Below are 24754 nucleotides of genomic sequence, written 5' to 3'. Positions count from 1 at the left end.
GACCGCGGTTGTCGACGTCCCTACGACCACTCTTCGCCAGAGGCGAGATCGACTCCGTTGTCCAGTTTCGAGGACGGACAGAGATCTTCCAGCACGCAGTCCTCGCAGTCGGGATTCCGGGCCGTACAGGTCGCCCGACCGTGGTCGATGAAGAGGTGTGTGAACTGCTGCCAGTTCTCTTTCGGGACGACGTCCATCAGGTCGTCCTCAATCGCCTCCGGACGCTGTTCGTCCGTCAACCCGAGACGCCGCGAGAGTCGCTGGACGTGGGTGTCGACGACGATTCCCTCAACGACGTCGTGACCGTGCTGGAGGACCACGTTTGCAGTCTTCCGACCGACGCCGGCCAGCTCCGTGAGCTCCGACATCGTATCGGGGACCTCGCCGTCGTGTTTCTCGACGATGTCTTGGGCTGCAGATCGCAGATACCCCGCCTTGTTGTTGTAGTACGTAATCGAGTTCAGTCGCTCGGCCAGTTCGTCCTGCGATACATTCGCGAAGTCCTCGGGCGACTCGTACTCCTCGAACAGTTCCGCAGTCGTCGCGTTCACCCGCTCGTCGGTACACTGCGCCGAAAGCACCACCGCAACGAGGAGCTCGAACCGACTCGAGTAGTTCAACGAGATCGTCGAGTCAGGATACGCGTCGAACAACCTGTCAAGCACTGCCGTCACCTGTTCTTCTCGCTCGTCCAGCGGGGTTCCCATGACCGGTGGTTTGTCACGAACGGAAAGAATCGTTCGGTTCCGGTTTTCGTCTCGCTGTCGAATTGTTTTACTATCTCGCAAAAACTGGATCTACCGTGTCTCGCTCGCGTCGCTCCCGTGCCCGTCCGATATACAATCGCCGTTCAGACGAGTTCTACTGGCTGTGGATCGTCGCCACGGCGGCGTACGGTGTCGGGGACGTCGTGACGACCATCGCGCTCGTTTACTTCGTCCCGCACCTGAGTGAGGGGAACCCGATCGTGCGCCTCGCGATGGACACCTTCGGTCTGTGGGGTCTCGTCGCGGCAAAGCTCGTTGCGTTCCTGGTGATGGTGTGGATCAGCTATCTGGGGGCCCGGGACGGCGACGCTGTGCTGTACTACTTCCCGCCGGCGCTGCTCACAGTGGTCGGCGTGACGGTCACGGCCGTAAATCTCAGGTTGCTATTCGCCTGACTGGGGGCGACTGTCGCGGACAGAATCATCAGTTCTTCGCCGGGAGTCGAACTGCCGGTCACCCGTCGAGGTCGCGGGCGATGTCAGCGAGGGAGGATCTGGGGCCCTGGCTGACGGAGTATACGGTCCGACTCCCGGGAACCCTGAGTCCGTAGAGGTCACCGGCGACGACCTCGTCGAATTCGAGGGCGTCACCGGGTTGCTTGCCGACGTTTTCCAGCCAGGTCTGGAGTTCGTTCTCGCCCTCGCCCGGCGTCCGCGCCAGGCGACGGTTTCGGTACGCCCCCCGAAGGAGTGGACCGTTCGCGTCGACGTGGACTCGGGCGTGGTAGGTGGTTCGGTCGAGAACGAGCCTGACGATGTCGCCGTCAGTGACGTCGACCGCATCCCCGAGCCGAACGCAGGGGCGTCGCGTTCCGCCGAAACGGTCGACGGTGGCCCGGGTCGTCGACACCGCGTCGGCGTCGGAGGGGAGCCGGTCTTGCATCTCCAGTGTGAGGCTTACTCCGTCTCGAACGCCGCTGCGACGTCGCCGTCGCCGTCGACGACTTTCACGTTGATCTGGGCTGTCTCGTCGCTCACTTCGCGGCCCCGAACGGTGACCCGTTTGCGCTCGCCGTCGCGGTTCGGCTTGTAGCCGACGCCGCCTTCGAGCAGCAGTTCTTTGAGACCCGAGCCGGAGACGTCGGTGCGCATCGGACGGCCCGACACGTCGGACCCGCCTGTCAGTTCAAGGGTGAAGCCGTCGAGGCCGACGGCGGCGCCGTCGACCTCCTCGCCCAGCTCTCGACCGATGAATCGGTTCGCGTCCTGTCCGTCCACTTCCGCCTGATACGTCTTGCCGCTTTCGGGGTCAGCGACGACGACTTTGAATTCGGCCATACCACGAGAACGCTCCCGGGCAATAAAAAGAACGTCGAAACGAACGTCCGGGCGGCTACCGGTCGATTCGTTCGACGACGGACTGACGCCCGTCCACGAACGCCGACTCCATCTCGGCGACCACCGCTTCCGGATCGTCGTTCCCGCCGGCCGCTTTTACCGATCCGAGCGCGTCGGGATCGAACGAGAGGTCCAGCCGATCGTACACCGCCGCGAGCACCTTCCGTAGTTCGGCCGTGTCCTCGATCACTACGACACCGGAGACGAGTGCGCTTGCTGTTCCAATGCGCTGTGCGATCCCCGCGATCTTCCCGCCCGTCTCGACCCCCTCGTGATCCGATCCGTTCAGGTCTCGAACCGCACGCAACGAGTGATCGCCGGGGCAAAACGCCCCCGTGGGCTCGCCGAGACGAACGTTCGCGCCGGTCGATTCTAGTGCGTCCTGGAGTCGGTCGATCGCCCAGTCGTATCGCGTCGAGAGCCCGCGACGGGGGTCGGACAGCGGAACAGCGTAGGCGAACGCGGCAGTGGTGGTGCCGTCGTACGCGACGGCCCGCCCGCCGACACTCCGTTCGACCGGGGGAAATCCCCTGCTGCGTGCGGCCGCTTTTGCCGCGTCGTATCCGGGTTCGTTGGCGTCGCGGCGACCGAACGCTAGCTGTCTGGGCGGCCTCCAGACTCGGATCCACGGCTCTCCCCGTTCTGCGGCGATCTCCAGGAGCCGCTCTGCGAGTTCCCGATCGGCTTCGATTCCGGCAGGGCACCCGCGGACGACGTGTACTGCCACGTCCGACACGACGTAGCCGAAACGGAAAACGACACCGGCGTCGTCGCTTGCCCACGTGACGACGCCCCTTTGTCCGACCGGATCCAACGGCACCCATGGACGCCGAACAGACCACGGGCGGCCGGGCGGCCACCGACGCCGACCCGATCGTCCGGCTCCCCGCCGATCTCCTGTATCGGTATCGGCGGTTCTCGCTTTACAACTCCCCGTATCCGGCCCACGATTGCGGTCGCGCGATCGACCTGTATCCCGACACTGAAACAGCACGATCGCCGGTCGCCGGGGAGGTCCTCGACACGAAGACGGTCGGCTGTCCGGACAGGCCGTACGCCGTCGATTGTGATCACCTGATCGTAATCCGGGTCGAGGGGGAACCGGCCGACGCCGACGGTCTGTTCGCCCGGATTCTCCACGTCGATCCAGCGGTCGCTCCCGGGGACCGGATAGCGGTCGGCGATCCGATCGGACACCTCGTCAGATCTGGGTTCTTCGGTCCGTGGGTCGACAACCACATCCATCTGGGATTTCGTCCGCCGGACCGGAACCCATTTCGTGCGCGGGGATCGCTTCCGGTCATCGTGGCGGCGGCCGTCGAGGGAATCGACTGGGACGGGACCGGAACTGTCGTCGAGACGGGACGCACCTACGCCGTGCTGGACGCGCCGACCCATCCCGCCCCCGGGGCCGAGTTCGTTGCGATCGCCGACGACGACGGCCGGCCGCTGGACGGCGGTTTGACCCATTACGAGGGCGGCGGTGTGCTCGATGGGCCGGTCGACGACGGTAAATTGGAACCGCCAGACGTCAGTGAAACGGAGTCGGTCGTAAAACTGCTCGGAACGCGGATCGGCACGGCGACCGGACGGACCATACGCTGGCGGGACGTCGACGTCCTCGCGGACGAAACCAGGATCGTCGGACTCTCGCTTTTCGCCGCCCGTGACGCCGAGTACGGCGCCAAACTGATTACCCGGAACGCCTCCTTCGAGGTCGGACAGGAGGTTTCGGTCGCGATCCGTCCCAGCGAGGATCCGATTCGTCTCGGTCCCGGCCACTAGTGTCCGCGTCGGTGGACCGACGCGGTGAACACTCAGCCGTCGAACCGGACTCCGTCGTCGACGAGCCGGTAGTTTCGCTCGCGATCGAGTTCCTCCGCGAGCCACTCCTCCTGGTACAGTTGTGCAATCAGTTCCGCGTACAGGTTCCGCCACGCCATCGCGTAGATCGGGGACTGGCCCCACGCCCTGAGTTCGGGGACGAACTCGTCGTACCGTTCCATCCGGGATTCCATGTGTTCGATCGCGTCGACGACGTAGCTGGCGGCCTCGCCGGGATCGTCGGCTTCGTCGATCGCGTCGTTGATCCGGCGCTCGATCCCGTCGACGGCCCGGTGTATGTCCATCTCCGCGGCGTCTTCTTCCTCGGGAAGCGATTCGAGCACGCCACGCGGTACGCCGAGTGAGACGTGTTCCATGTGCTGTCAATCGATCGGACGGTACCTAAAAGAGTCGGTCCCGCCGGTCCGATCCGGGCAACCGATCACAGCCGTTCGCCCTGATAATCACCCTCGTAGACCCCCTCGTGATCGGCGGCAGCGAGAACGAACTGCCCGATCCGCGCACCCCGCTCGATCTCTATTTCGTGGCCCACCTGCAATAGCCCCTCGCCGACGCCCTCGTACCCTGCGTCCCATACCGCCGTGTTCAACATCGCGCTGTTGCGCATGAGCGAAGAGCGCGGCAAGACGAATCCGACGTGCGAGTCGGGGACCCGGACGACCTCCCCGTACTCGGCGACGTAGTTCCCCGGTCCGAGTTCGAACGTGTCGTCCGCGGGTTCCAGTTCCCGTCTGTCGCCGACTGTTTTCCCGTCCCTGCAGATGCGGCCCGGGCTGGTCTGCTCGTATATGGTTCCAAGCGTCAGATCGACGCCATTTGGCTGTACCTGCTCGGACGTCAGCGGTTCGTCGTTCGCCTTTCGGAGCCGTTGCGCGACGAACTTCCCTGACCTGAACATATCGGCTCTGTCGCGTCCGGGTATAAAACGCTGCTGTCGTGTCGCCGTCGGTCGCACATTGTTTGATTCGTCTTCCCGCTAGCGGGAACACCAGTTTCGGTCGGCGGACTGTCCGGAGTCGCCAGTTTCGTTCCTGATAACCTGGCCGTGTCTTTGATAACCCCTCCCCGTAGAGTGTCTCTCTGTGAGCGAGACGACGGTCGGCAACCGGGGGGTAAGCGAGGCGCTGAGCTTCGTTCTCGTGTTCGCACTCGTAATCGGTTCCATCGCGATCGTTTATACGGTCGGGCTGGGTGGGCTCCAGGACGCCAGGGATCACGAGCGGATAAACAACGCCGAACGAGCCTTCGAGGTGCTCGGGGAGAACCTCGACGACATCGTCCTGGACGGGGCGCCGAGCCGATCGACCCAGATTCGCATGTCCGAGGCGACACTTTCGGTCGAGGATTCGACGCACATCGAAATCACCGGTATCGATCCAGACACCGGAGAGGAGTACACCTATCCACCACAGCAGGTCCGTTCCATCGCCTTCGAATCCGGCGACAGTACCGTCACCTACTCCGGGGGCGCAGTCGTTCGCAGCGATGGCGAGGGCGGTGGTGTGATGGTTCGCGAGCCCCCGTTCGTAATCGACGACGACCACGTTGTGATCCCCGTGGTTCGGCTCACGTCGGGTGGCTCCGTCGCCGTGAGCGGCGATCAGGTCGTTCAGGTCCGGACCGAACAGGTCCTCAGACGGAACGATCCGGTCAATGGTACCTCGTTTGACAGTGTCGAGGTGAACGTCTCGACGGACAACCCGGGGGCCTGGAGCAGATATCTGGAGGACAGCGGGCTGGACTGTGACGACCCCGAACCGGGAGCCGGCGAGGACGGTCTCACGCTGGTGTCGTGTGAGTACGACGACGTAGAGCAGCTTCGTGTCGTCGTGATTCGGATTGAAGTTGCCTTCGAGTGAAGGCCGGCCGGCTGTTTTGGGTTGGTCGCGACTCTCCAGTCTTTTCTAAGCCGTCAATTCCAGGGCAGCGGATCGGCGGCCGTTTCAGGATCGTACCGATGACACCGGACTGACTGACCGTCGAGATCGACTGCAGTCGGCGCGTCGCGTTCACACACCGTCGGGAACGCCTCGGCGAGTTCCCGCTGTGCCGCCTCGAGGTTGCCCTCTGCGACCGCTGCGGTCGCCGCTGTCACGGCCCGTTCAGCGCCCGGATCCGATAGTGTCGCCGCGATTCCGAACTCCTCGCGAACCGTTTCGGCCGTGATCGACTCCTCCTGTCGATCCGGCGCGATCGGTTCGGGGAGTTCGCCGGTTTCAACGGTGAACCGGAGTGCCGCAATCGCCCGCCACTCCTCCGTGGAGACGTCCACCTCGTCCGGCGATATCACCTCGGGGCACCGGGTGTGGAACCGACAGCCGTCGGGTGGGTTCGCCGGCTCCGGCACGGTGTCGGTCAGCGGTTGTTCGAGCTCCCGCTGTCCGGGATCGAGGCTCGGCACCGATCCGAGCAGGACGCGGGTGTACGGATGTGCAGGCGAGTCGAGTACCTCCGCCACTGGGCCCTTTTCGACGATTTCCCCGAGATACATCACCGCGATACGATCACAGAACCGGCGCACGACGTCGATGTCGTGACTGATGAAAAGCACTGCAATGTCGAACTCCCGCCGGATCTCGTCCAGCAGGGCGAGCACGTCCGACTGGACCCGGCCGTCGAGTGCACTGGTGGGCTCGTCGGCGACGATTAGATCCGGATTCACGACGAGCGCACGGGCGATCGCGATCCGCTGTTTCTCGCCGCCGGAGAACGCGTGGGGGTAGCGGTCGACGTCGGCGGCGGACAGCCCCACGCGTTCGAGCACGTCGGCGACGATCTCCCGTCGACGGTCGGAATCGTCCATGCCGTGCAGGCGGAGCGGCTCCGCTACCGCCTCTCCGACGGTCATCCTGGGGCTGAACGCCTCGTTCGGATCCTGGACGATGAGCTGTGCCCGTCGCCGGAACGATCGAAGCTGTTCCCCGGCGAGTTCCTCGATCGGGGTTCCCTCGAACCTGACCTCCCCACCGGTCGGCTCCTCGAGCCGGAGGATCGACAGTGCAGTCGTGGATTTCCCGCAGCCGGACTCGCCGACGAGCCCGAGTGCCTCGCCGCGGTCGATCCGGAAGGTCACGCCGTCGACGGCGCGAACCCGACCGACCTCGCGACGCAGCCACCCCTCCCTGATCGGGTAGTGCTTCTCCAGCCCGTCGACACCGAGCACTGGCGGCTCGTCACTCATCGGCCGACCCTCCGTTGGCTGCCTCGGGTTCCCCGCCCGGGCTGGCTGCCCTCGCATCCGCGAGAATCGGATCCGGATCCCGTCCGGACGCGTAATGGACACACGAGACCACGTGCGTGCTGTTGTCCCCTGCGGGATACGTCGTGGGCTGTGTTCCACCCTCGCAGGCGTCGACGGCGTGGGGACACTCTTGTCTGAACCGACAGCCGTCCGTCGGGATCTCGTCGCGCGCGGACCGTTCCCCCCGGCGGTCCAGTCCGTCGTAACTTTCGAACAACGCCTGCGTGTACGGATGTGATGGGCGTTCGAACACCGACTCTACCGGTCCCTGTTCCATCACCGTGCCGCCGAACATCACGACGACCCGATCCGCCAGGGCGGCGACCACCCGGAGATCGTGTGTGACCAAAAGCAGCGACATGCCGCCCCCGGTCAGTCCTCTGAGCAGTTCGATGAGGCGGGCCTGCACGGTGACGTCGACGGCGGTCGTCGGTTCGTCGGCGATCAAAAGCTCCGGATCGGCCGCGAGACCGATCGCGATTGCGACCCGCTGAGCCATCCCGCCGGAGAACTCGTGTGGGTAGTCGTCGACTCGTTTGCTCGCCCGCGGGATCCCGACTCGCCTCAGGAGGTCGACGGCACGATTGCGGGTCGCAGCGTCGTTGGCTGCACCGTGGATCGTCATCGCCTCCACGAGTTGCTCTCCGACGGTGTACACTGGGTCCAGTGCTTGCTGAGGGTTCTGGAACACGTGCGAGATCCGGTTTCCACGAACCGACCGCAGCGTCGAATCGTCGGCGTCCAGTAGCGACAAACCGTCGAAGTCGACGGTTCCACCGACGATCTCGGCCGGCGGCTGCGGCACGATCCCGGTGAGCGACTCGCAGGTGACGCTTTTCCCGCTACCGGATTCGCCGACCAGACAGACGGTTTCCCCGTAGCCGATGGTGAAACTCACTCCGTCTACCGCGTGGACGGTGTCCCCGTCCGCGTGGATGTGGCTGCGGAGGTTTTCGACCGAAAGGAGCGGTTTGCTCCCGTTTTCTGCGGGTTCGTCGGTCATCGTCCCGCCCTCCGTCGGGGATCCATCGCGTCCCTGAGTTCGTCGCCGACGAGCTTGAGCGAGAGGATCGTCGCCGTCAACGCCAGCGCCGGAAGCGTCGCCACCCACCAGATCATGTACGCGGGGTGTTCGGCCCTGGTCTGCATCCCTGCGGCGACCTCCGCGTTGATCCCTTCGCTTATTGTCCCGCCCCACGAGTACGTCTGCAGCTCGTGGTAGCCGAGGAAGGCGACGCCTGCCTCGAACAGTACGAGCAGCGCGAGCAACTGGAACACCGCCGGGACCAGGGTGTTCGTCACGTTCGGCAGAATGTGGCGCTTGGCGAGATACGTCCCGGACGCTCCGAGACTCCGGGCAACGAGGACGTGGCCGTCCTCGCGACGCTGTAACACTTCGCTGCGAACCAGTCTCGCGATGCCGCCCCAGCTGAGCAGCCCGAACGCGAGCAATAACACGAGCAACGACGGGCCCCAGTAGGTGTACCCGATGAAATACAGCACGATCGCGGGGATGGACAGCTGGACGTCGACGTACGACATCAGCAGACTGTCGACGGCGCCACCGCGAAGTCCGGCGATTACGCCCACGGCTGCCGCCGCAGGAATCACGAACACCGCGGTGATGGCCATCACGTACACCGCGACCCGCGCACCGGAGGCAACCAGGTATCCCATCGGATGGCCTCGCTCGTTCGTTCCGAGCGGATACGTCCACGTTCCATGGCATTGCTGGTCGAAGATTTCGCCGGTCACGGCGCCGAGACACTCGACGCCCGTGACCTGGCTGGTAAATCCGACCGGCGGATGAAACGCGTGTTGAAAGGCGAGCCCCGGGTTCGGAAAGACCAGTGGGGCGAGAAAACCGATCGCCACCAACAGCAGGAGGTAGCCGCCGGCAAGCTTCGTCGATAGTTTGGCACCGACGCCCTCCAGGAACTGCCTCGCGGTAGCTCGATGCTGTACTGCGGGAACGATACCGTACGCGACGAGTGTCACCAACGCAAGGAGGAACACCCAGTCGACCGGCTCGGCTCGCCACTCGCCGATCGTGTATACGTGGGCATACATGACGTCGTAAAGGTACAGTAGTGCGACGAGCGTAACGCCGGTCAGAAGGGTAATACGCTGAGGGGTAACGATTCGTCTCGATCGTTGCAACTGTGACCAGTCGACTGTCTCGAACCGGGGAGGGTCGTCGTTGTCGCTCATGGAGGGCACCTCTTTCGGGACCAGTTATCGTGGCACGTGGATGGGTTTTCACGAACGTGCCATAACCGTTACGTTTTTGAGATCGACCGTCGGTAACCAGATTGTATGCCCTCCATGGTCCCTGTCAGCTCCCGACGAGCACCGAAAGCTGTCGTCTACAGGATCCCGACGCGGAGTGATCGCTCGTGAGCGTCGTCCGACTTTTCCTCCAGCGCATCGCGCTCGGAGCCGTTGCAGCGTGGGCTGTTATGACTGCCGTGTTCGTCGGCTTTACGATGACGGACGACTGGGTCAAACAGGGGTTGGAGGGGCAGCTCAGATTGGCCGGCATCACCGGCGAGGAACTCGAGGCTCGTCTAGATGCATATCTCGCGGATAGAGGTCTCGACAGACCGGTATGGGAGCAGTACGTCGACTGGATGGGGGACATGATGACGCTATCGTGGGGCGAGTCGTTAGTGACCGGCGAGCCCGTCCTCGAACTCGTCGGCGCTGCGGTACTGCGGACTGGGATGTACGTCGTCCCGGCGATCGTTTTCGGGCTCTCGATCGGGATGCTGGTCGGTCTGTATGCGGCCTTGAATCCGGAAAGCCGGTTCGCAAACGGCGGCCGGGGAACCGCGTACCTGGTTTTTGCGTTGCCGAGCTTCTGGATCGGCGGCATGTTCGTTTCGCTGCTGGAGGGCGACGTGATCTCACGGTCGCCGGTGGTTTTCGACCACGCACTCCCGATCGGTCTCGCCACCGCAGCAATTCTTGGCGGATACGTGAGCTATACGCGAGCGTACGCGATCGAACACGCGTCTGCAGACTTCATCACGCTGGTGAAAGCGAAGGGTGCTGGGCCAGTTCTCGTCGCGAAACACGTGGTACGCAACGCCGCAGTCCCGCTGTTCTCGATGCTGTTTACCGAAGCGCTCGCGTTGCTCGTTCTCGCAGTGTTCGTGATCGAAGTGCTGTTCGCGATCGACGGGTTCGGACTGCTGTTCCTCGAGGCCATACAGAACCGTGATCTCCCGGTTCTTCTGGGAAGCACGATCGTGGTCATCGGTTTCGGAGTTGTCGGGAACATCATTCAGGACCTCTCGTACAGCTATCTGGATCCCCGCGTCGACGCCGGATCCCGGTGATCTGTACCGGCCGAATCTGGACACGGATGTAAAAAATTGCTCAAAACTGAATCATAGTTTTACTCTGACAGATATTTACCGCCCGACGGCAGCGGGATCAAAGCAGTACATATTTTAGTAGGGATCCCGCAATTCTGGCCATGGTACAGGATACCGAGATATCCAGTCCACGTATTAACCGAAGACGAGTCCTCCAGAGTGTCGGCGCAGCGGGCGTCGTCGGCCTGGCCGGCTGTCTCGAAGGCGACGAGCCTGCCGAAGAAGACGACACGGGTATCGGCGAGGAAGACGTCGATCCCGGCGAGATCGTGGAGGGCGGAACCCTTCGCGTCGGCATCGGTGCCAACGCTGACTCGTTCGACGGCCCGTACAGTACCGACACGACGTCGACGCTGGTCCAGAGTGTCGTGTTCGAGTCGCTGACCATTACTGACAGCGAGGGGAACCTCTATCCGTGGCTCGCGGAGGACTTCGAGGTCGCCGAAACGCAAGACATCGAGCGCACCGACTACGAGCCGTACATGCGGACGGTCGAAGCCGTCGAAGAGGGTGCGCTTCCGATCGAGGAACAGGAGATCATTCGTCATCCGGAGGACGCAGTTCCAGAAGAAGGTGACGAGGTTCGAACGCTGCTGTTCGAAGACGCCGAAGACGCCGTCGACGACGGCGTCTTCGGCATGCGGATCCGATACAACCTCCGGGAGGGCGTCGAGTTCCACAACGGCGAGGAGATGACCGCAGAGGACGTCATCGCCTCCTACGACAGGCTGAAGCTGTCCGACAACGCCGCACAGTATTTCGACTCGACACTGTACTACGAGGCGATCGACGAGTACACCGTCGACATCTACGGTCAGCTCCCCGACGCCGAAGGCGCACGAGAGCTGCCGCCGATGTACGTGTATCCCAAGGAACTGGCCGAACTTCCACCGAACGATCTCGATCCCCGACAGGGTAACGATCCGATCGGTACCGGCCCGTACGTGTTCGACGAGATGGAGGACGAGCAGTACGTCGAGTACGAGAAGAACGACAACTACTGGGTCGAGCAGATGGGCGTCGATTCGCTCGACTGGTTCGAAGGTGACGACGACTTCCCGGACGGGCCGGTCATCGACCGGATCGAAATGGAGATCATTCCGGACGACGCGACCCGTTCTGGCGCGCTGCAGAACGACGAAATCGACGTGACGACCGGCCTCACCCGGGCGACGCTGGACGACTTCGACGCCTCCGAGGACTTCGAGGTCGCCGGCGTCGAGACCGGCGGCTACGAGTACTTCCAGCCGCCGATCCGGGTCGAGCCGTGGGACGACCAGCGGCTCCGGCAGGCGTTCAACCACCTCGTCCCCCGCGAACAGATCGTCGAGAACGTCCTGGCGGGCTGGGCCCGTCCGGCGTGGACGATGATTCCGGAACTCGCGCAAGGCGCCGGGACGACCGACGCCCAGGCGCTCGAAGAAGAGCTCCGCCCGTACAACGAATACGATCCCGAGCAGGCTGAAGAGCTCGCCCAGGAAGTGTTCGACGAGTACGGCATCGAAGCGCCCCTCGAGGTAACTCTCGAGGTCAACGCCGACAACGACGACCGTGTCCAGATGGTCGAGCTCGTCGCCGAGTCGATGGAACAGACCGGCCTGTTCGAGACTGAAATCGAGACGTTCGAGTGGACAACCTACGTCGCTCGGGTCCTCGATCCGGAGTACGCGGAGCGTGGCGTCATCGGCTGCATCGGCCTGTCCGGCACGTTCAACCCGCACAGCTTCTGTGACGCGCTGCATCACAGCAGTAACCACGGTGCGTGTTGTAACCTGAGCGGCGTCAGCTTCGACTGGCTCGACGAGATGCTTGACAACGCCAGGTACGGCGCCGAGGTCGCCGAAGACCCGGACCTCCGCCGCGAGCGGTACGACGAGATCTGGCGCGAACTCGAGGAGCTTGCAGCCAGTGCGATCACGCACTTCGACCTGCAGACCTCCGTCCGCCACGAGAGCGTGAAGGGCTGGGGGCAGTTCCCGTTCCACGAGGGCTACCTGAACTACGCCCTGTTCGCGCCGCAGGACGAACAAGTTATTTACATCGACGAATAAGCCCTCGCCGTGCTGCCGGTCGATCGGCAGCAACTCCTCCCACACGATGAGCTTACGACGATTTATACTCAAGCGGTTTCTGGCGATCATCCCGATACTGTTCGGTGTGTCGGTGATCACGTTCGCACTCGTGCATTATACGCCCGGGGACCCCGTCCAGCAGATGGTCGGGTTAAACCCCGACATGACGGCCGCCGAAGAGCAGGCGATCCGGCGGCGGTACGGCCTCCACCGGCCGGCCCACGAGCAGTACTTCCACTGGATTGCGAACGTGTTACAGGGTGATTTCGGCCAGGTGTACAGTTCGGGCCGTGACGTCGGCTCCATCGTCCTGATGCGGCTCCCCGAGACGATCGCGCTGGGCATCTTTGGCTGGGTGTTCGCGCTGGGGATCGCGATCCCGACGGGTATCTATGCGGCAGTCAAAAAGGACCAGCTGGGCGACACCGTCAGCCGGTTCCTGGCGCTTTCGGGCATTTCGATCCCGAACTTCTGGCTCGGGCTGATGTTGATCCTGTTTTTCGCGTTGATCCTGGATCTCTGGCCCGTGTTGCCGCCCTCTCGACAGCCGCTGTACAGCCCGGAGATGCTGTGGTATCTCATCCTTCCGGGCGTCACCGTCGGGACGGCGTCGGCGGCGGCGATCATGCGCGTGATGCGCACGTCGATGGCCGAAGAGATGAACAAAGACTACGTGACGGCAGCCCGGGCGAAAGGGCTCCCCGAACGCAAGGTCGTGTTGAAACACGTGCTCCGCAACTCGCTCATCTCCGTCGTGACGCTCGCGGCGCTTCTCACGGCGGGCATCGTCAGCGGATCGATCGTCGTCGAGGTCGTGTTCAACTGGCCCGGGCTCGGCCGGGAGTTCATCAACGCCCTGACGCAAAACGAGATCGACCTCATCATGGCGATCACGCTCGTGACGGGCGTCGCGATCATCATCGCGAACCTGGTTGCGGACATCATGTACGCAGTACTCGATCCGAGGATCAGATATGACTGACAGATCTCACTCACAGCGCGGTCGGATTCAAGTCACCGGGTTCGACCCGGAGCGGGTAACCGAGCGGGAGCGGATCTCCGACTGGACGGGCGAAATACAGGCGGAGACCGAAACCCGTTGGGTTCGCGCGTACAAGCGGTTCATGCGGAACCGCTCGGCGCTGATCGGGCTCGCGATCGTTCTGCTCATGAGCCTTGCGGCGTTTCTCGCTCGCCCGATCGCGGTCTGGGGCGTCACGATCCAGCCGTTCGCCCTCGCGCCGTACGATCCGACGACCATCCTCTACCTGACCGAAGACCCCAGCGTCAGCGTGTACGACTGGCCGTCCACTGACTACTGGATGGGGGTCGACGGGAGCGGGCGCGACCTGTTCTCCCGGATCCTCTTTGGCGGCCGATACAGCATTTCGATCGGGTTCGTCGTGGTCATGCTGACCGCCAGCGTCGGGATGGTGTACGGAAGCATCTCCGGCTACTACGGCGGCTGGGTCGACGAGATAATGATGCGGATCGTCGACACGATCTACGCGTTCCCCGGGATCGTCCTGGCGCTGATCATCGTGACGATCTTCGGCGGCGGCTACTGGCAGCTCGTGGCGGCGTTCTCGCTGTTCGGCTGGAACGGCTACGCCCGCATCATGCGCGGGGAGGTGCTGTCTGTCAAGGAAAGCGAGTACGTGAAGGCGGCGAAGGCGCTGGGCGCCCGCGACAGGCGGGTGATCATGCGTCACGTGCTGCCGAACGCGATGGCGGAGGTGCTCGTCGTCGCCTCGCTCAACATCGGCGTCGTCGTGATCGGCGTCGCCGCGCTCGGCTTCCTCGGGCTGGGCATGCCGCCCGGCACCGCCGAGTGGGGAACCATGCTCGACCAGACCCGGGAGACGCTGATCCAGGGTCCGGGCGGCCGGATCCCCTGGCATGCGACCGTCTTCCCCGGGCTGGCGATCTTCGTGTTCGTGATGTCGATGAACATGATCGGTGACGGAATCAACGACGCCCTGGACGCACAGGAGACCAGCGTCACTGCTGGAGGTGCCCAGTAATGGCGCTACTGGAAGTCAACGACCTCACGGTTCGCTTCTACACCCAGGAAGGGGCCGTCACCGCGGTCGACAACCTCTCGTACCGGATCGAACGGGGCGAGAAGTTCGGTGTCGTCGGCGAGTCGGGTGCCGGCAAAAGCGTGAGCGCGCTTTCGCTGATGCGGTTGATCGACAATCCCGGACAGATCGAGAGCGGCGAGATCCTGTTTAAAGGGGAGAACCTCCTCGAGATGTCCGAATCCGAGGTTCGGAAGATTCGTGGCAACGACATCGCAATGATCTTCCAGGACGCACAGACCGCGTTGAACCCGGTGTACACGGTCGGCGATCAGATCGGGGAAGCGGTCAGACACCACCTCGGCTACAGCGAGGAGGAGGCCCGCGAACGGACGATACAGTTGCTCGACAGGGTCGGAATCCCCGAAGCAGAGACGCGGTACTCCGATTACCCCCACGAGTTCTCCGGCGGGATGCAACAGCGTGCGATCATCGCGATGGCGTTGTCGTGTGACCCGGAACTCATCATCGCCGACGAACCCACGACGGCGCTGGACGTGACGATCGAGACGAAGATCCTCAACCTCATCGAGGAACTCGCCGACGACATGGGGACAGCGGTACAGCTCATCACCCACGACCTCGGCGTCATCGCGGAGTTCTGCGACCGAGTGATGGTGATGTACGCGGGCAAGCCCGTAGAGAAGGCGCCCGTCGAGGACCTCTACTACGATCCGAAGCATCCGTACACTGTGGGACTGATGAGTTCGATCCCGCGGATCGGCGACAAGCGCGATCGTCTACAGACGATCCCGGGAACCATGCCGGACCTCATCGAACTGCCCCCCGGCTGTAGCTTCCACCCTCGGTGTCCGTTCGCCGAGGAGGCGTGTGCCCGAACGGAGCCGAGTCTGTTGGATCCCGAGACCGGCGAGCGGACGACGGTCGACTCCGAGCGTGGGGCGGCGTGTCTCGAGTACTCGGGCGACCTCTCCGAGGGGCTCGACTACGATATCGTCGTTCGGGACGAAACGTCGGATCCGACCGCCGCCGCAACCGGAGGTGAAAGCGATGAGTAGCGACGAGCCGATCGTTCGGGTCGAGAACCTCGAAAAGTACTACGACACGAGCGAAGGGTTCCTCGACACGCTGCTGGGGGAGTCCCAGAAGGTGAAGGCGGTCGACGACGTCAGTTTCGAGCTTCAGGAGGGGGAAACCCTGGGCGTCGTCGGCGAATCCGGCTGCGGGAAGTCGACGCTTGGACAGACGATGATACGGCTGATCGAGCCGACGGGTGGCTCGATCTACTACCGCGATACGGATCTCACGGAGCTTTCCAGCAGTGGACTCCGGGACATCCGGAAGAACATCCAGTACATCTTCCAGGATCCGTACTCGAGCTTGAACCCCCGGATGACCGTCGGAGACATCATCCGGGAGCCGTTGGAGATCCACTCGATCGGCGAAACGGAGGACCGCGAGGATCGGGTGTACGAGCTGCTCGACACGGTCGGTCTCAATCCGAGCCACGCGAACCGGTACCCCCACGAGTTCTCCGGCGGCCAGAAGCAGCGCATCGGGATCGCCCGCGCGCTGGCGGTGGACCCGGAAGTCGTCATCTGTGACGAGCCGGTGAGCGCCCTGGACGTGAGCGTCCAGGCGCAGATCCTCAACCTCCTCGAGGATCTCCAAGAACAGTTCGACCTCTCGTACGTGTTCATCGCGCACGACCTCAGCGTCGTCGAGCACATCTCCGACCGGGTCGCCGTGATGTATCTCGGCAAGGTCGCCGAGATCGGCCCGACCGAGAGCGTGTACGCGCCGCCGTATCATCCGTACACGGAGGCGCTTTTGTCGGCGATCCCGGAGCCCGATCCGCTCTGGGAGGGCGAACAGATCTTCCTCCGCGGGGCGGTCCCATCGCCGATCGATCCGCCGACGGGGTGTCGGTTCCACACCCGGTGTCCCCGGGTCATCCAGCCGGACGCGATCGACGTCGAACAGGAGCACTGGCGCTCGCTGCTCAACCTCAAGCAGCGTGCCCGATCGGCGGATTCGATACACGCGGTGACCGCTGTCGAAGAAGGCGAGGCAGGGTCGGGATTCGAAAGTTACGAGGAACTGCCCCAGAAGGAACTCGAACGCCTCGTCCGGGAGGAATTCGAACTTCCCGAGCGGCTTTCGGATTCGACAGTCGAGGAGGCGCTCACGCGATACGTCAGGACGGTCCACGAGGACGGACTCGAGGAGGGGGCCGCGGTCATCGCTGAGGACCTCACCACCCCCTGCGAAGAGACGGTTCCACCGCTTGCGGAGACGGAATCCGGCCACCGGATCGCGTGTCTGCTCTACGACGACGGCTACCCTGGCACGCCGCCCGAGTTCGCTCCCGGTGCCGTCGGAACGAGCGGATCCGACGCCGACGACGCCGTCGCGGATGACTAACACCGACGCGGACGACTAACACCGACGCGGACGACTAACACCGACGCGGACGACTAACGCCGTCCGCCGACGTCTCCGTTGTCCGGTCGATCGAACGCTTTTACTCGGTTGCGGCCCTTGGTCCGACGATGCGTCGGATCTACGAGTCGGAGGCGCTTCGCCGGGACGAGGAGGACGCGTTCAGCCCCGGAGAACGGCGCGACCGATCTCACGAGCCGCTCGCGGTCAAGATGGTCCCCTCCACGTGGCTGAGCCGCGTGTTCGTTCCACACTGGCTCCGATATCGGTCGATCAAGATCGACGTTACGACCCCCAGAAACGAGTACCCTGTCGGAACCGACGTTCCGTTCGTGGTTCGGATGCGGAACGTGATGCCGTTCCCGGTGACGGTTCCGGTCCGATCGCCGGTGCTGTGGACGTGGGACGTCGACGGCGTGACGGAAGCCTCACACGTCGATCTGAAGAACCCGCCCGACGAGCAACGGGGGTTCGTCTTCGAACGCGGAGAAGAGAAAGTGTTCAGGAAGCGCTGGACGGGAACCTTCCGTGTGTCGGAGTCCGAGTGGGAGCCGGCCGGTCCGGGCAAGTACGCCATCGGCGCCGGCCTCAACGTCGAGGACGCCGAAGGCAAGGGGCTGTACAGTCGGACGACGGTCCGGCTCGTCCCCGAGTAGCCTACGGTCTGATCCCGGTTCCGTCGCCCTCGTCGATCGTTGCCGGATCCAGTTCGAGGAGTCGTTGCCCACAGTCGAGACACTCGTAGGAGATCACCTCGTAGGTGGCACAGCAGGATTCGACGACCGCGTCGCCGAACGCGACCTCGCCGTCACAGACGGGACACTGGAGCTGGAACGTTCGCAGCGACTCGAGGATGCCCACGCGCTGTTCCAGCGGAACCGACCGCCAGCGGTCGGTTTGCGACGCGAGCGCCCGGTGAGTCGCGACGTCGACGAGGAGTGCCCCCTCGGAGGGCCACTTCCGGATTCGGCGTCCCACCTTGACTGCAGGATAGGTTCTGTCCTTGAACTCGACCTCCGCGGGATCGGCGTCGAACACGTCCGCAACTGCGGCGTTCCCCGGCCGATCCCCCCCGAACGAAGCGATTCCCTCGTCGACAGCCTCCGAAAACGACTCGGTGAGACGAAGGTCGGTTCCGTCCTCGGTTTCCGTGGTCGCGCCGACCTCGAGCAGGAACTGCTCGGGATCGACCGCCTCCTGCCGCTGTTTTTGTATCTTCTCGACGGTTTCGAACGACTCCGATTCGGTGGAGTCCTCGTCTGTAGTCTCTGTTTCGACGGTTACATCCGTTTCACCGGTGGGTTTCGTTCCGGTAAAGGCGTCCTCCAGCGGGTGGTGATCGAAATACTGCGCCGCCCATTCGGGGAGGTACCGTTTCGTCAACTCCGGGGTACCGGGGACCAGATACCCGCGGAGATAGATCGCCACAACGGAGACGGCGACGACCACGACCGCCGCCCCGCGGGAGCGAACCGCCGCAACCGCGCCCAGAAGGAGTGCGATGCCGACGTTGACTACTGTACAGGGGAGACACCGGTTTTCGCCGGTGTACTCCTCCTTGCGAATGGAATCCACGATAGAGGTTCGCTGATCGGTCATACGGCCACTCGGATCTCTGTGATAAAAACGGATGTGGTGCCGGAGGCGAGGGTCGTTTCCGGACCGGGGTCAGTCGGCGGGGGTCGGGTCGACCGCCGGCCCTTCGGCAGTCGAGAGTGCATCCAGCGCGGCCGCACCGTTGACCGCGACCACGACGAAGGCCACCTTGCTGATGAAGTCGAGGTACACGAACGCGACCATCTCCTCGGCGGGCAGCATGAGTCCGGCGCCGGTCGGGGCAGCGAGCCAGACGATCGGGTACAGCGTCCACAGCACGACAGTCAGGTTCCGAAGTTTTCCGAACACGACTTCGATGCGGTCGTCGTGGATCGTCGCCCGGGCCGGAAGTTCCCACAGGAGCATCCACAGCAACGTGATGTACGCGACCGACGAGAGGCCGAACATCGCCCACGAGATCGGGCCGATAGTGAGCGACGCACCGATCCCGAACCCGATGATCGGGACGTTCACCGCCACAAGCGCCGCGACCAGCCGGCGTCCCGGCCGAACCAGCATGCCGAGATACAACACCAAAAGCGGCGTCGTGAGCAGCCAGTCGATATACCTGGGAAGCGGGAGGTCGTATCCCGCCGCCGTGACCGTTCCGATATTGAATGCCATCAACACGTAGGCAACGAAGGCGATGCCAGTGATCGAAGCGAGTACGCCGTAGAACCGATATTTTTCGGGATTGCGAGCCATCCCGTACAGGGGGTAGGCGGTCCCGACCGCCATGCCGGCAGCACCGAGCCCAGCCCACGTCGTCATGTCGACCGGCATGGTCACTCCCTCCTCCCCGCGTCGTCATCGCGGGTGGTTACCCAGCCGAACTCGTCGCCCGAGCCGTCGGTGGCGACCGCTGTGTCCTCGCTTCCGGTGCGGCCCCGTTGCACGTGCCCGGTCTCGACTCTGAACCCGTCGACAGCGCGTTGCAGTTCGTCGGCGCGTGCGGCCAGCCCTTCGGCCGCGCCGGTCACCTCCGAGAGCGTCGCCGTCTGGTCGTCGACGGCCACAGTGACGGCTTCGGCGGCGTCGACCGTCTGTTCGCTGATTGCGGCGACGTCTTCGACCCGCTGTACCACGCCGTTTATCGATGTCGCCTGTGAATCGGTGGCCTCCTCGATTTCGTCCATACTGGCGTCGGTTACCTCAACGCTCTCTGCGAGGCGCTCTAGTGCGTCGATGCTTGTTTCCACCGTCTCGACGCCGGCGTCGATCCGGCGTTCCGTCTCCTGCATCGCGTCGACCGCATCGCCGGTCCGTTCCTGTACCCGTTCGATCCGCCCTTCGATCTCCGCGGCAGCGGATTTCGTGTCCTCGGCCAGAGATTTCACCTCCTGTGCGACGACCGCGAAGCCGTCGCTGTCGGCCCCGGCGCGGGCAGCCTCGATCGACGCGTTCAACGCGAGCATGTTCGTCTGTTCGGCGATCTCCGAGATCGCATCCGCGATCCCGCCGATCTCGTCGATCTCCGCGGCGAGCGACTCGACCTCCGTGGCCGTCTCGTCGGTGACGTCCTGGATCGTCGCCATCTGATCCAGCGCGGTTTCCGCCGCTTTGCGGCCTTCCTCGCCGATTTCGGCGGCCGAGGCCGCCGTCTGTGCGACGTTTTCGACAGTGGCGGCGACCTCCTCGGCGCTCGCCGATAGGTCGCTGGCCTCCTCGGTGGCGCCCTCGAGATCCTGCCGCTGGCTTCGGGCGCCGTCGGCGATTTCGGCTGCGGCTTCCTCCACCTCGCTCGTCGACGTTTGCAGCCTGTTGGCCCTGGAATCCACCTCGTCGGCAGCCTCCGCGACGTCGTCGGCGACCGCGTCGACGTCCGCGACGATCTCCGAAAGCGCAGTCACCATCTCGTTGAACGCCCGTCCGACGTCCTCCATCGCCTCGCTTTCGCTTTCCGGATCGACCTGTCGGGTGAGATCACCCTCCGCGACGGCCCGCATCGCGTCCTCGTACTCTGTGGCTTTCGCTTCGACGGCGTCGGCGTACGCCTCCGCTTCGTCGCGGGTGCGTTCCGCCTCCCTGCGGGCCTGTTCTGCTTCTTCCCTGGCGGCTTCGGCCTCCTCGATCCGGTCGCGAAGCGAGTCCCGCAGCGTCGCGAACGCGTCGTACAGCCGTCCGAACTCGTCTTTCCTGGGAGAGTGAAACTCGACAGTGAGGTCGCCGTCCGCCATCCGCTCGGCCTTGCGGGTCAACTGGCGGAGCGAAAGCACGGTGTTCGATCCGATGGTTACGCCGAGCAGCCCGAAGCTGATCACCATCAGAAACACCAACGCGACGATCCCCGAGGTTATCTCTCCACCCGCAGCGCCGAGCTGTTCGGTGGCCCTGACGTGGATCAACGCCCCGTACCCCACGACCAGCGCCGTCAACCCAACCAGAGCGAGCGACAGTTTCGCACCGTAACTCCTTCGAACATGCGCTACAGAAACTGGACCGGACATCTGATCACGGAGTTGACCTCGATCGGTTTCCACATAAAAGTTGGACGCCAGTTATCGGAGCCGATACTCGCAACCGCCATACGGCGGCTCGACAGGTCAATACCGCGGCTCGACAGATCACTCGTCGTTCGACCGACTGCGCAATACCACGATGGCGAGGATAGCGACGATCGCTATCACCGCGATGAGTTTCGATCGCTTCATTTCACTTGTCAATACGTGGACACCGTATATAGTTATTCCATTGATCCCGGTTCCCCCGGGGCCTCGTCCGGGAGAGACCGACCGTAACGGGTTTGTTCGGGGGTACTGAACCACCAGTGTATGACAGTCACCATCGTCGGTTCCCAGCTCGGAGACGAGGGCAAGGGTGCCCTCGTCGACATCTGGGGAGGCGACGCCGACGTCGTCGTCCGGTACCAGGGCGGGGACAACGCGGGACACACGGTCGTTCACGACGGTACCGAGTACAAACTCTCGCTGGTTCCAAGCGGGGCGATTCGGGGGAAAACCGGGGTGCTCGGAAACGGCTGCGTGGTCAATCCCCGGACGCTATTCTCCGAGATCGACGATCTCCGTGAGCGCGGCGTCGACCCGGACGTCCGTCTCGCCCGACGGGCGCACGTCATCCTCCCGTTCCACCGCGTTCTCGACGGGATCGAGGAGGAAGTCAAGTCCGACTCGGATCTGGACGCGGGGACCACCGGCCGCGGGATCGGACCAACGTACGAGGACAAGGCTGGCCGTCGCGGCGTTCGCGTCGGCGATCTGCTCGATCCGGACGTGCTCCGGGAGCGTCTCGAGTACGTCGTCCCGCAAAAGCGGACGCTGGCGACAGAAGTGTACGGGCTCGACCTCGTCGACGAACACGCCGAGTACGCGGAGGCGTTCGACGTCGAGGCGCTGTTCGAGGAGTACAGCGAGATCGGCCGACGTCTCGAGCGCGAGGAGATGACGGTAAACGCCGGGGAATTCCTCGCGGAGAAACGCGAGAACGGCGAGAACCTCCTGTTCGAAGGGGCCCAGGGTACGAGTATCGACATCGATCACGGGATCTACCCGTACGTCACTTCCTCGAACCCGACCGCCGGGGGCGCCTGCGTCGGCTCCGGCGTCGGCCCCTCGGTAATCGGTCGCGGGGAGGTCGTCGGCGTCGTGAAGGCGTACCTCTCGCGCGTCGGCACCGGGCCGCTCCCCACGGAACTGGACGGGGACGCACGCGAGGAGGCGCTCGCCGACGAGATCCGGGAACGCGGCGGCGAGTTCGGAACGGTCACAGGTCGGCCGCGTCGGATCGGCTGGCTCGACGTGCCGATGCTCCGACACGCCGCCCGCGTGAACGGCTTCACGGGGATCGGCGTCAACCACGTGGACGTGCTCGCGGGGCTCGACGAGGTGAAGGTCGGTCACGCGTACGAACTCGACGGCGAGACGACCGAGACGATGCCGACGACCACCGAGGAGTGGGCGCGTTGCGAGCCGGTGTACCGGGAGTTCGAGCCGTGGCCGGAAGTGGACTGGAATGCGGTCGCCGAGGAGGGATACGACGCCCTGCCGGAGGCCGCACGCGAGTACCTCTCGTATCTCTCGACGGAGGTGGGTGTTCCGGTGTACGCGGTCGGCATCGGTCCGAACCGCGAGCAGACGGTCGTTCGCGAAAACCCGTTCGATCTCGACTGATCGCTCGAAAAAGCAGCGTCCCGTTGTCGCTTCTTTCGGTCAGTGGGTACTGGATTCGAGCACCAGCGTATCGTCTTCGAGATAGTGTTCGATGTGGTGGGCGTGCTCCTCGGTGGTCTGGAGGATTTCGCGCAGTTCCTCTTCGGTCGTGTAATCGCCCAGATTGTTCGCGAGCTGGATGTGCTCGCGCAACGACTCGATGACGTCTCCGTACATCTCCATGTCGTTCTCCAACGAGGACCGGATGTCGTAGGCGTCGGTGTCCTCCGGGCTCACCGTCGCGTGTTCTTCGAAGTTTGCACCGCCCGAGAGAGGGACGCCGCCAAGCGCCTGGATGCGCTCGGCGAGCACGTCGGCCGCCTCCTCGGCGTCGCCGGCGGCCTCGCCGAGGAACAGATGGAGATCACGGAACTCCGCCCCCTCGACGATCCAGTGGTGCTTTTTCAGCTGGTGGTACAGGACGTACGTCGACGCCAGGTCGGTCGTCAACGCGTCGACGATCTGCTCGGCTTTGTCCGATGGGATCCGGAGAGATTCGCTTCCTTCGACCTCGCCGTACTGCTGTCGAACGTGCTTTTGGGTGCTCATTGCGAGTGGAAATTCGGCCGCATTCCTCTTAAAGATTGGTTTCTTGGAAACTGTCTTTTCTATATCGAAAACAATTATTTTTGAAATCGCATAGGCGGGCGGTGAAGCTGCGGCCGTGGCGGCGTCGCTTTCAACAGTCGTTTTATCCTGGCGGGTGAACTCCGATCGATGACTGATTCCCTGTTCGATCCGCTCGTGTTGCGGGACACCGAACTGCCGAACCGCGTGATGGTGTCACCGATGTGTCAGTACTCCGCTAGCGAGGGCATGCCGACTGACTGGCATCTCGTTCATCTGGGTAGCCGGGCGGTCGGTGGCGCGGGCGTCGTGATGTCGGAGGCGACGGCAGTATCACCGGAAGGGCGGATCACTCCACACGACCTCGGCATCTGGAACGCCGACCAGGCCGACGCGCTCGCCGACATCGCTGGCTTTATCGCCGACCAGGGATCGGTTCCGGGGATCCAGCTGGCCCACGCGGGCAGGAAGGCGTCGACGAAACGGCCCTGGGACGGTGGCGGCCCGGTCGCACCCGCCGACGGCGGCTGGGACGTGGTCGCGCCCAGCGACGAACCGTGGCCACGCGAGGAGGATCCGGTTCCGCTCCGCCGACTCACGCGGGACGGGATCGAAAACGTGGTCGACGACTTTGCCGCCGCCGCCGAGCGGGCCCGTCGGGCCGGCTTCGAGATCGCCGAGGTACACGCCGCCCACGGCTATCTGCTCCACGAGTTCCTCTCGCCGGTGACGAACCGCCGGAGTGACGCCTATGGGGGCGACTTCGAGGGACGAACCCGTCTCGTCAGGGACGTAACGGCTGCGGTTCGGGAGGTCTGGCCCGACGACAAGCCTGTCTTCGTCCGCATCTCTGCGACCGACTGGCTGCCGGATCGGGAGTCGTGGACGCTTTCGGACTCGGTCCGGCTCGCGCCGCTTCTTTCGGAGGCCGGTGCCGACCTGATCGACGTTTCGGCGGGCGGCATCCATCCCGAGCAGACGGTCCCCGAGGCCGCTCCCGGCTATCAGGTGCCGTACGCCGAGGAGATCCGGGACCGGACGGACGTCGCCGTCGGGGCCGTCGGGAAGATCACGGAGCCGGAGCACGCCGACGCACTCGTCCGCAACGGCCGGGCCGACCTCGCGATCCTGGGCCGGGAGTTCCTCCGGAACCCGTACTGGACGTTGCACGCGGCCGAGGCGCTTGATGTGGACCTCGAATGGCCACCGCAGTACCGACGCGGGAAACCCCGATAGTTCGTCCGGCTGTCTGTCTCGGGTTCTCAACGGTGGCCCGGATCGGTTTTATTTTCGTTCGTG

At 64.0% G+C, this 24754-nt stretch carries 25 protein-coding genes; 12 read left to right on the top strand and 13 right to left on the bottom strand.

Annotated elements, in window-relative coordinates; translation table 11 throughout:
- Positions 1-20: 20 nt before the first annotated feature.
- Complete coding sequence (gene nth / locus AArcCO_RS09645) at positions 21-707, bottom strand: endonuclease III (RefSeq protein WP_259533218.1); 687 nt, start codon at positions 705-707, stop codon at positions 21-23.
- 95 nt (positions 708-802) lie between these two features.
- Here nth and AArcCO_RS09640 point away from each other — a divergent pair, with 95 nt between their 5' ends.
- Entirely contained in the window at positions 803-1162 is a 360-nt protein-coding gene (locus tag AArcCO_RS09640; protein ID WP_259533217.1) for a DUF5658 family protein, read from the top strand.
- A gap of 58 nt (positions 1163-1220) precedes the next feature.
- On the opposite strand, the gene AArcCO_RS09635 is transcribed toward AArcCO_RS09640, so the two are convergent.
- Genes AArcCO_RS09635 through AArcCO_RS09625 form a run of 3 tightly spaced genes read right to left on the bottom strand, consistent with a single transcriptional unit; the run spans position 1221 to position 2831 of the window.
- Positions 1221-1649: a DUF7112 family protein gene (locus tag AArcCO_RS09635; RefSeq protein ID WP_259533216.1), complete on the bottom strand. Its 429-nt coding sequence runs from the start codon at positions 1647-1649 to the stop codon at positions 1221-1223.
- A 14-nt stretch (positions 1650-1663) separates the two neighbouring features.
- Positions 1664-2044 (bottom strand): 30S ribosomal protein S6e, encoded by a 381-nt coding sequence (locus AArcCO_RS09630; RefSeq protein ID WP_259533215.1) that lies wholly within the window; start codon positions 2042-2044, stop codon positions 1664-1666.
- 55 nt (positions 2045-2099) lie between these two features.
- Complete coding sequence (locus AArcCO_RS09625; protein WP_259533214.1) at positions 2100-2831, bottom strand: lipoyl protein ligase domain-containing protein; 732 nt, start codon at positions 2829-2831, stop codon at positions 2100-2102.
- A 95-nt stretch (positions 2832-2926) separates the two neighbouring features.
- Here AArcCO_RS09625 and AArcCO_RS09620 point away from each other — a divergent pair, with 95 nt between their 5' ends.
- Complete coding sequence (locus AArcCO_RS09620) at positions 2927-3889, top strand: DUF8155 domain-containing protein (protein WP_259533213.1); 963 nt, start codon at positions 2927-2929, stop codon at positions 3887-3889.
- 32 nt (positions 3890-3921) lie between these two features.
- Here AArcCO_RS09620 and AArcCO_RS09615 read toward each other — a convergent pair whose 3' ends face one another.
- Together AArcCO_RS09615 and AArcCO_RS09610 are read right to left on the bottom strand one after the other, a co-directional pair.
- Complete coding sequence (locus AArcCO_RS09615) at positions 3922-4305, bottom strand: DUF7971 family protein (RefSeq protein WP_259533212.1); 384 nt, start codon at positions 4303-4305, stop codon at positions 3922-3924.
- Between the two features lie 65 nt (positions 4306-4370).
- Positions 4371-4847 carry a deoxyuridine 5'-triphosphate nucleotidohydrolase gene (locus AArcCO_RS09610; protein WP_259533211.1) on the bottom strand — a complete coding sequence of 159 codons (477 nt, stop codon included), beginning with the start codon at positions 4845-4847 and terminating at the stop codon, positions 4371-4373.
- Positions 4848-5031: 184 nt separating this feature from the next.
- On the opposite strand from AArcCO_RS09610, the gene AArcCO_RS09605 reads away from it, so the two are divergent.
- The gene (locus AArcCO_RS09605; RefSeq protein WP_259533210.1) at positions 5032-5808 is read left to right on the top strand and encodes a DUF7289 family protein; all 777 of its coding nucleotides are present in this window, start codon (positions 5032-5034) and stop codon (positions 5806-5808) included.
- Between the two features lie 53 nt (positions 5809-5861).
- Here AArcCO_RS09605 and AArcCO_RS09600 read toward each other — a convergent pair whose 3' ends face one another.
- The 3 genes from AArcCO_RS09600 to AArcCO_RS09590 are packed head-to-tail and all read right to left on the bottom strand — an operon-like array spanning position 5862 to position 9401.
- The gene (locus tag AArcCO_RS09600) at positions 5862-7130 is read right to left on the bottom strand and encodes an ABC transporter ATP-binding protein (protein ID WP_259533209.1); all 1269 of its coding nucleotides are present in this window, start codon (positions 7128-7130) and stop codon (positions 5862-5864) included.
- Complete coding sequence (locus AArcCO_RS09595) at positions 7123-8193, bottom strand: ABC transporter ATP-binding protein (protein ID WP_259533208.1); 1071 nt, start codon at positions 8191-8193, stop codon at positions 7123-7125. The genes AArcCO_RS09600 and AArcCO_RS09595 overlap by 8 nt, the downstream gene beginning before the upstream one ends.
- On the bottom strand, positions 8190-9401 hold the full coding sequence (locus tag AArcCO_RS09590) for an ABC transporter permease (RefSeq protein WP_259533207.1): 1212 nt from the start codon (positions 9399-9401) through the stop codon (positions 8190-8192). The genes AArcCO_RS09595 and AArcCO_RS09590 overlap by 4 nt, the downstream gene beginning before the upstream one ends.
- Positions 9402-9586: 185 nt before the next feature.
- On the opposite strand from AArcCO_RS09590, the gene AArcCO_RS09585 reads away from it, so the two are divergent.
- The 7 genes from AArcCO_RS09585 (at position 9587) to AArcCO_RS09555 (ending at position 17782) form a co-directional block, all read left to right on the top strand.
- Positions 9587-10531 carry an ABC transporter permease gene (locus AArcCO_RS09585; protein ID WP_259533206.1) on the top strand — a complete coding sequence of 315 codons (945 nt, stop codon included), beginning with the start codon at positions 9587-9589 and terminating at the stop codon, positions 10529-10531.
- 140 nt (positions 10532-10671) lie between these two features.
- Complete coding sequence (locus AArcCO_RS09580) at positions 10672-12621, top strand: ABC transporter substrate-binding protein (RefSeq protein ID WP_259533205.1); 1950 nt, start codon at positions 10672-10674, stop codon at positions 12619-12621.
- 46 nt (positions 12622-12667) lie between these two features.
- Positions 12668-13624, top strand: a complete 957-nt coding sequence (locus tag AArcCO_RS09575) for an ABC transporter permease (RefSeq protein ID WP_259533204.1) — start codon at positions 12668-12670, stop codon at positions 13622-13624.
- On the top strand, positions 13617-14666 hold the full coding sequence (locus AArcCO_RS09570; protein WP_259533203.1) for an ABC transporter permease: 1050 nt from the start codon (positions 13617-13619) through the stop codon (positions 14664-14666). The genes AArcCO_RS09575 and AArcCO_RS09570 overlap by 8 nt, the downstream gene beginning before the upstream one ends.
- On the top strand, positions 14666-15742 hold the full coding sequence (locus tag AArcCO_RS09565; protein WP_259533202.1) for an ABC transporter ATP-binding protein: 1077 nt from the start codon (positions 14666-14668) through the stop codon (positions 15740-15742). Before AArcCO_RS09570 ends, AArcCO_RS09565 begins: the two co-directional genes overlap by 1 nt.
- Complete coding sequence (locus AArcCO_RS09560) at positions 15735-17108, top strand: ABC transporter ATP-binding protein (protein WP_303650960.1); 1374 nt, start codon at positions 15735-15737, stop codon at positions 17106-17108. Before AArcCO_RS09565 ends, AArcCO_RS09560 begins: the two co-directional genes overlap by 8 nt.
- Positions 17109-17236: 128 nt before the next feature.
- Positions 17237-17782 carry a DUF7974 family protein gene (locus AArcCO_RS09555; protein ID WP_259533201.1) on the top strand — a complete coding sequence of 182 codons (546 nt, stop codon included), beginning with the start codon at positions 17237-17239 and terminating at the stop codon, positions 17780-17782.
- 1 nt (position 17783) lies between these two features.
- On the opposite strand, the gene AArcCO_RS09550 is transcribed toward AArcCO_RS09555, so the two are convergent.
- From AArcCO_RS09550 to AArcCO_RS09540, 3 genes are all read right to left on the bottom strand, one after another.
- Positions 17784-18725 carry a DUF8054 domain-containing protein gene (locus AArcCO_RS09550; protein ID WP_259533200.1) on the bottom strand — a complete coding sequence of 314 codons (942 nt, stop codon included), beginning with the start codon at positions 18723-18725 and terminating at the stop codon, positions 17784-17786.
- A gap of 69 nt (positions 18726-18794) precedes the next feature.
- The gene (locus AArcCO_RS09545; protein ID WP_259533199.1) at positions 18795-19505 is read right to left on the bottom strand and encodes a bacteriorhodopsin; all 711 of its coding nucleotides are present in this window, start codon (positions 19503-19505) and stop codon (positions 18795-18797) included.
- Positions 19506-19507: 2 nt separating this feature from the next.
- Entirely contained in the window at positions 19508-21097 is a 1590-nt protein-coding gene (locus AArcCO_RS09540) for a methyl-accepting chemotaxis protein (protein ID WP_259533197.1), read from the bottom strand.
- A 396-nt stretch (positions 21098-21493) separates the two neighbouring features.
- On the opposite strand from AArcCO_RS09540, the gene AArcCO_RS09535 reads away from it, so the two are divergent.
- A complete protein-coding gene (locus AArcCO_RS09535) occupies positions 21494-22849 on the top strand; it encodes an adenylosuccinate synthase (protein WP_259533196.1) in 1356 nt (451 codons plus the stop codon).
- A 39-nt stretch (positions 22850-22888) separates the two neighbouring features.
- On the opposite strand, the gene dpsA is transcribed toward AArcCO_RS09535, so the two are convergent.
- Positions 22889-23437: a DNA starvation/stationary phase protection protein DpsA gene (dpsA, locus tag AArcCO_RS09530; RefSeq protein ID WP_259533195.1), complete on the bottom strand. Its 549-nt coding sequence runs from the start codon at positions 23435-23437 to the stop codon at positions 22889-22891.
- 168 nt (positions 23438-23605) lie between these two features.
- Here dpsA and AArcCO_RS09525 point away from each other — a divergent pair, with 168 nt between their 5' ends.
- Positions 23606-24691 (top strand): NADH:flavin oxidoreductase/NADH oxidase, encoded by a 1086-nt coding sequence (locus AArcCO_RS09525; RefSeq protein WP_259533194.1) that lies wholly within the window; start codon positions 23606-23608, stop codon positions 24689-24691.
- Positions 24692-24754: the final 63 nt, after the last annotated feature.

Origin of the sequence: Halalkaliarchaeum sp. AArc-CO (assembly GCF_024972735.1) — an archaeon.
Lineage (GTDB): Archaea > Halobacteriota > Halobacteria > Halobacteriales > Haloferacaceae > Halalkaliarchaeum.
This window is presented reverse-complemented; position numbering and strand designations above follow the sequence as displayed.

What these genes read in the sequence shown, in the direction of transcription:
- AArcCO_RS09535 (WP_259533196.1), top strand. Translation starts at nt 21,494, where the DNA reads ATGACAGTCACCATCGTCGGTTCCCAGCTCGGAGACGAGGGCAAGGGT.
- AArcCO_RS09565 (WP_259533202.1), top strand. Translation starts at nt 14,666, where the DNA reads ATGGCGCTACTGGAAGTCAACGACCTCACGGTTCGCTTCTACACCCAG.
- AArcCO_RS09635 (WP_259533216.1), bottom strand. Translation starts at nt 1,649, where the DNA reads ATGCAAGACCGGCTCCCCTCCGACGCCGACGCGGTGTCGACGACCCGG.
- nth (WP_259533218.1), bottom strand. Translation starts at nt 707, where the DNA reads ATGGGAACCCCGCTGGACGAGCGAGAAGAACAGGTGACGGCAGTGCTT.
- AArcCO_RS09610 (WP_259533211.1), bottom strand. Translation starts at nt 4,847, where the DNA reads ATGTTCAGGTCAGGGAAGTTCGTCGCGCAACGGCTCCGAAAGGCGAAC.
- AArcCO_RS09555 (WP_259533201.1), top strand. Translation starts at nt 17,237, where the DNA reads ATGCGTCGGATCTACGAGTCGGAGGCGCTTCGCCGGGACGAGGAGGAC.
- dpsA (WP_259533195.1), bottom strand. Translation starts at nt 23,437, where the DNA reads ATGAGCACCCAAAAGCACGTTCGACAGCAGTACGGCGAGGTCGAAGGA.
- AArcCO_RS09550 (WP_259533200.1), bottom strand. Translation starts at nt 18,725, where the DNA reads ATGACCGATCAGCGAACCTCTATCGTGGATTCCATTCGCAAGGAGGAG.
- AArcCO_RS09580 (WP_259533205.1), top strand. Translation starts at nt 10,672, where the DNA reads ATGGTACAGGATACCGAGATATCCAGTCCACGTATTAACCGAAGACGA.
- AArcCO_RS09590 (WP_259533207.1), bottom strand. Translation starts at nt 9,401, where the DNA reads ATGAGCGACAACGACGACCCTCCCCGGTTCGAGACAGTCGACTGGTCA.
- AArcCO_RS09545 (WP_259533199.1), bottom strand. Translation starts at nt 19,505, where the DNA reads ATGCCGGTCGACATGACGACGTGGGCTGGGCTCGGTGCTGCCGGCATG.
- AArcCO_RS09620 (WP_259533213.1), top strand. Translation starts at nt 2,927, where the DNA reads ATGGACGCCGAACAGACCACGGGCGGCCGGGCGGCCACCGACGCCGAC.
- AArcCO_RS09600 (WP_259533209.1), bottom strand. Translation starts at nt 7,130, where the DNA reads ATGAGTGACGAGCCGCCAGTGCTCGGTGTCGACGGGCTGGAGAAGCAC.
- AArcCO_RS09560 (WP_303650960.1), top strand. Translation starts at nt 15,735, where the DNA reads ATGAGTAGCGACGAGCCGATCGTTCGGGTCGAGAACCTCGAAAAGTAC.
- AArcCO_RS09630 (WP_259533215.1), bottom strand. Translation starts at nt 2,044, where the DNA reads ATGGCCGAATTCAAAGTCGTCGTCGCTGACCCCGAAAGCGGCAAGACG.
- AArcCO_RS09615 (WP_259533212.1), bottom strand. Translation starts at nt 4,305, where the DNA reads ATGGAACACGTCTCACTCGGCGTACCGCGTGGCGTGCTCGAATCGCTT.
- AArcCO_RS09575 (WP_259533204.1), top strand. Translation starts at nt 12,668, where the DNA reads ATGAGCTTACGACGATTTATACTCAAGCGGTTTCTGGCGATCATCCCG.
- AArcCO_RS09595 (WP_259533208.1), bottom strand. Translation starts at nt 8,193, where the DNA reads ATGACCGACGAACCCGCAGAAAACGGGAGCAAACCGCTCCTTTCGGTC.
- AArcCO_RS09570 (WP_259533203.1), top strand. Translation starts at nt 13,617, where the DNA reads ATGACTGACAGATCTCACTCACAGCGCGGTCGGATTCAAGTCACCGGG.
- AArcCO_RS09525 (WP_259533194.1), top strand. Translation starts at nt 23,606, where the DNA reads ATGACTGATTCCCTGTTCGATCCGCTCGTGTTGCGGGACACCGAACTG.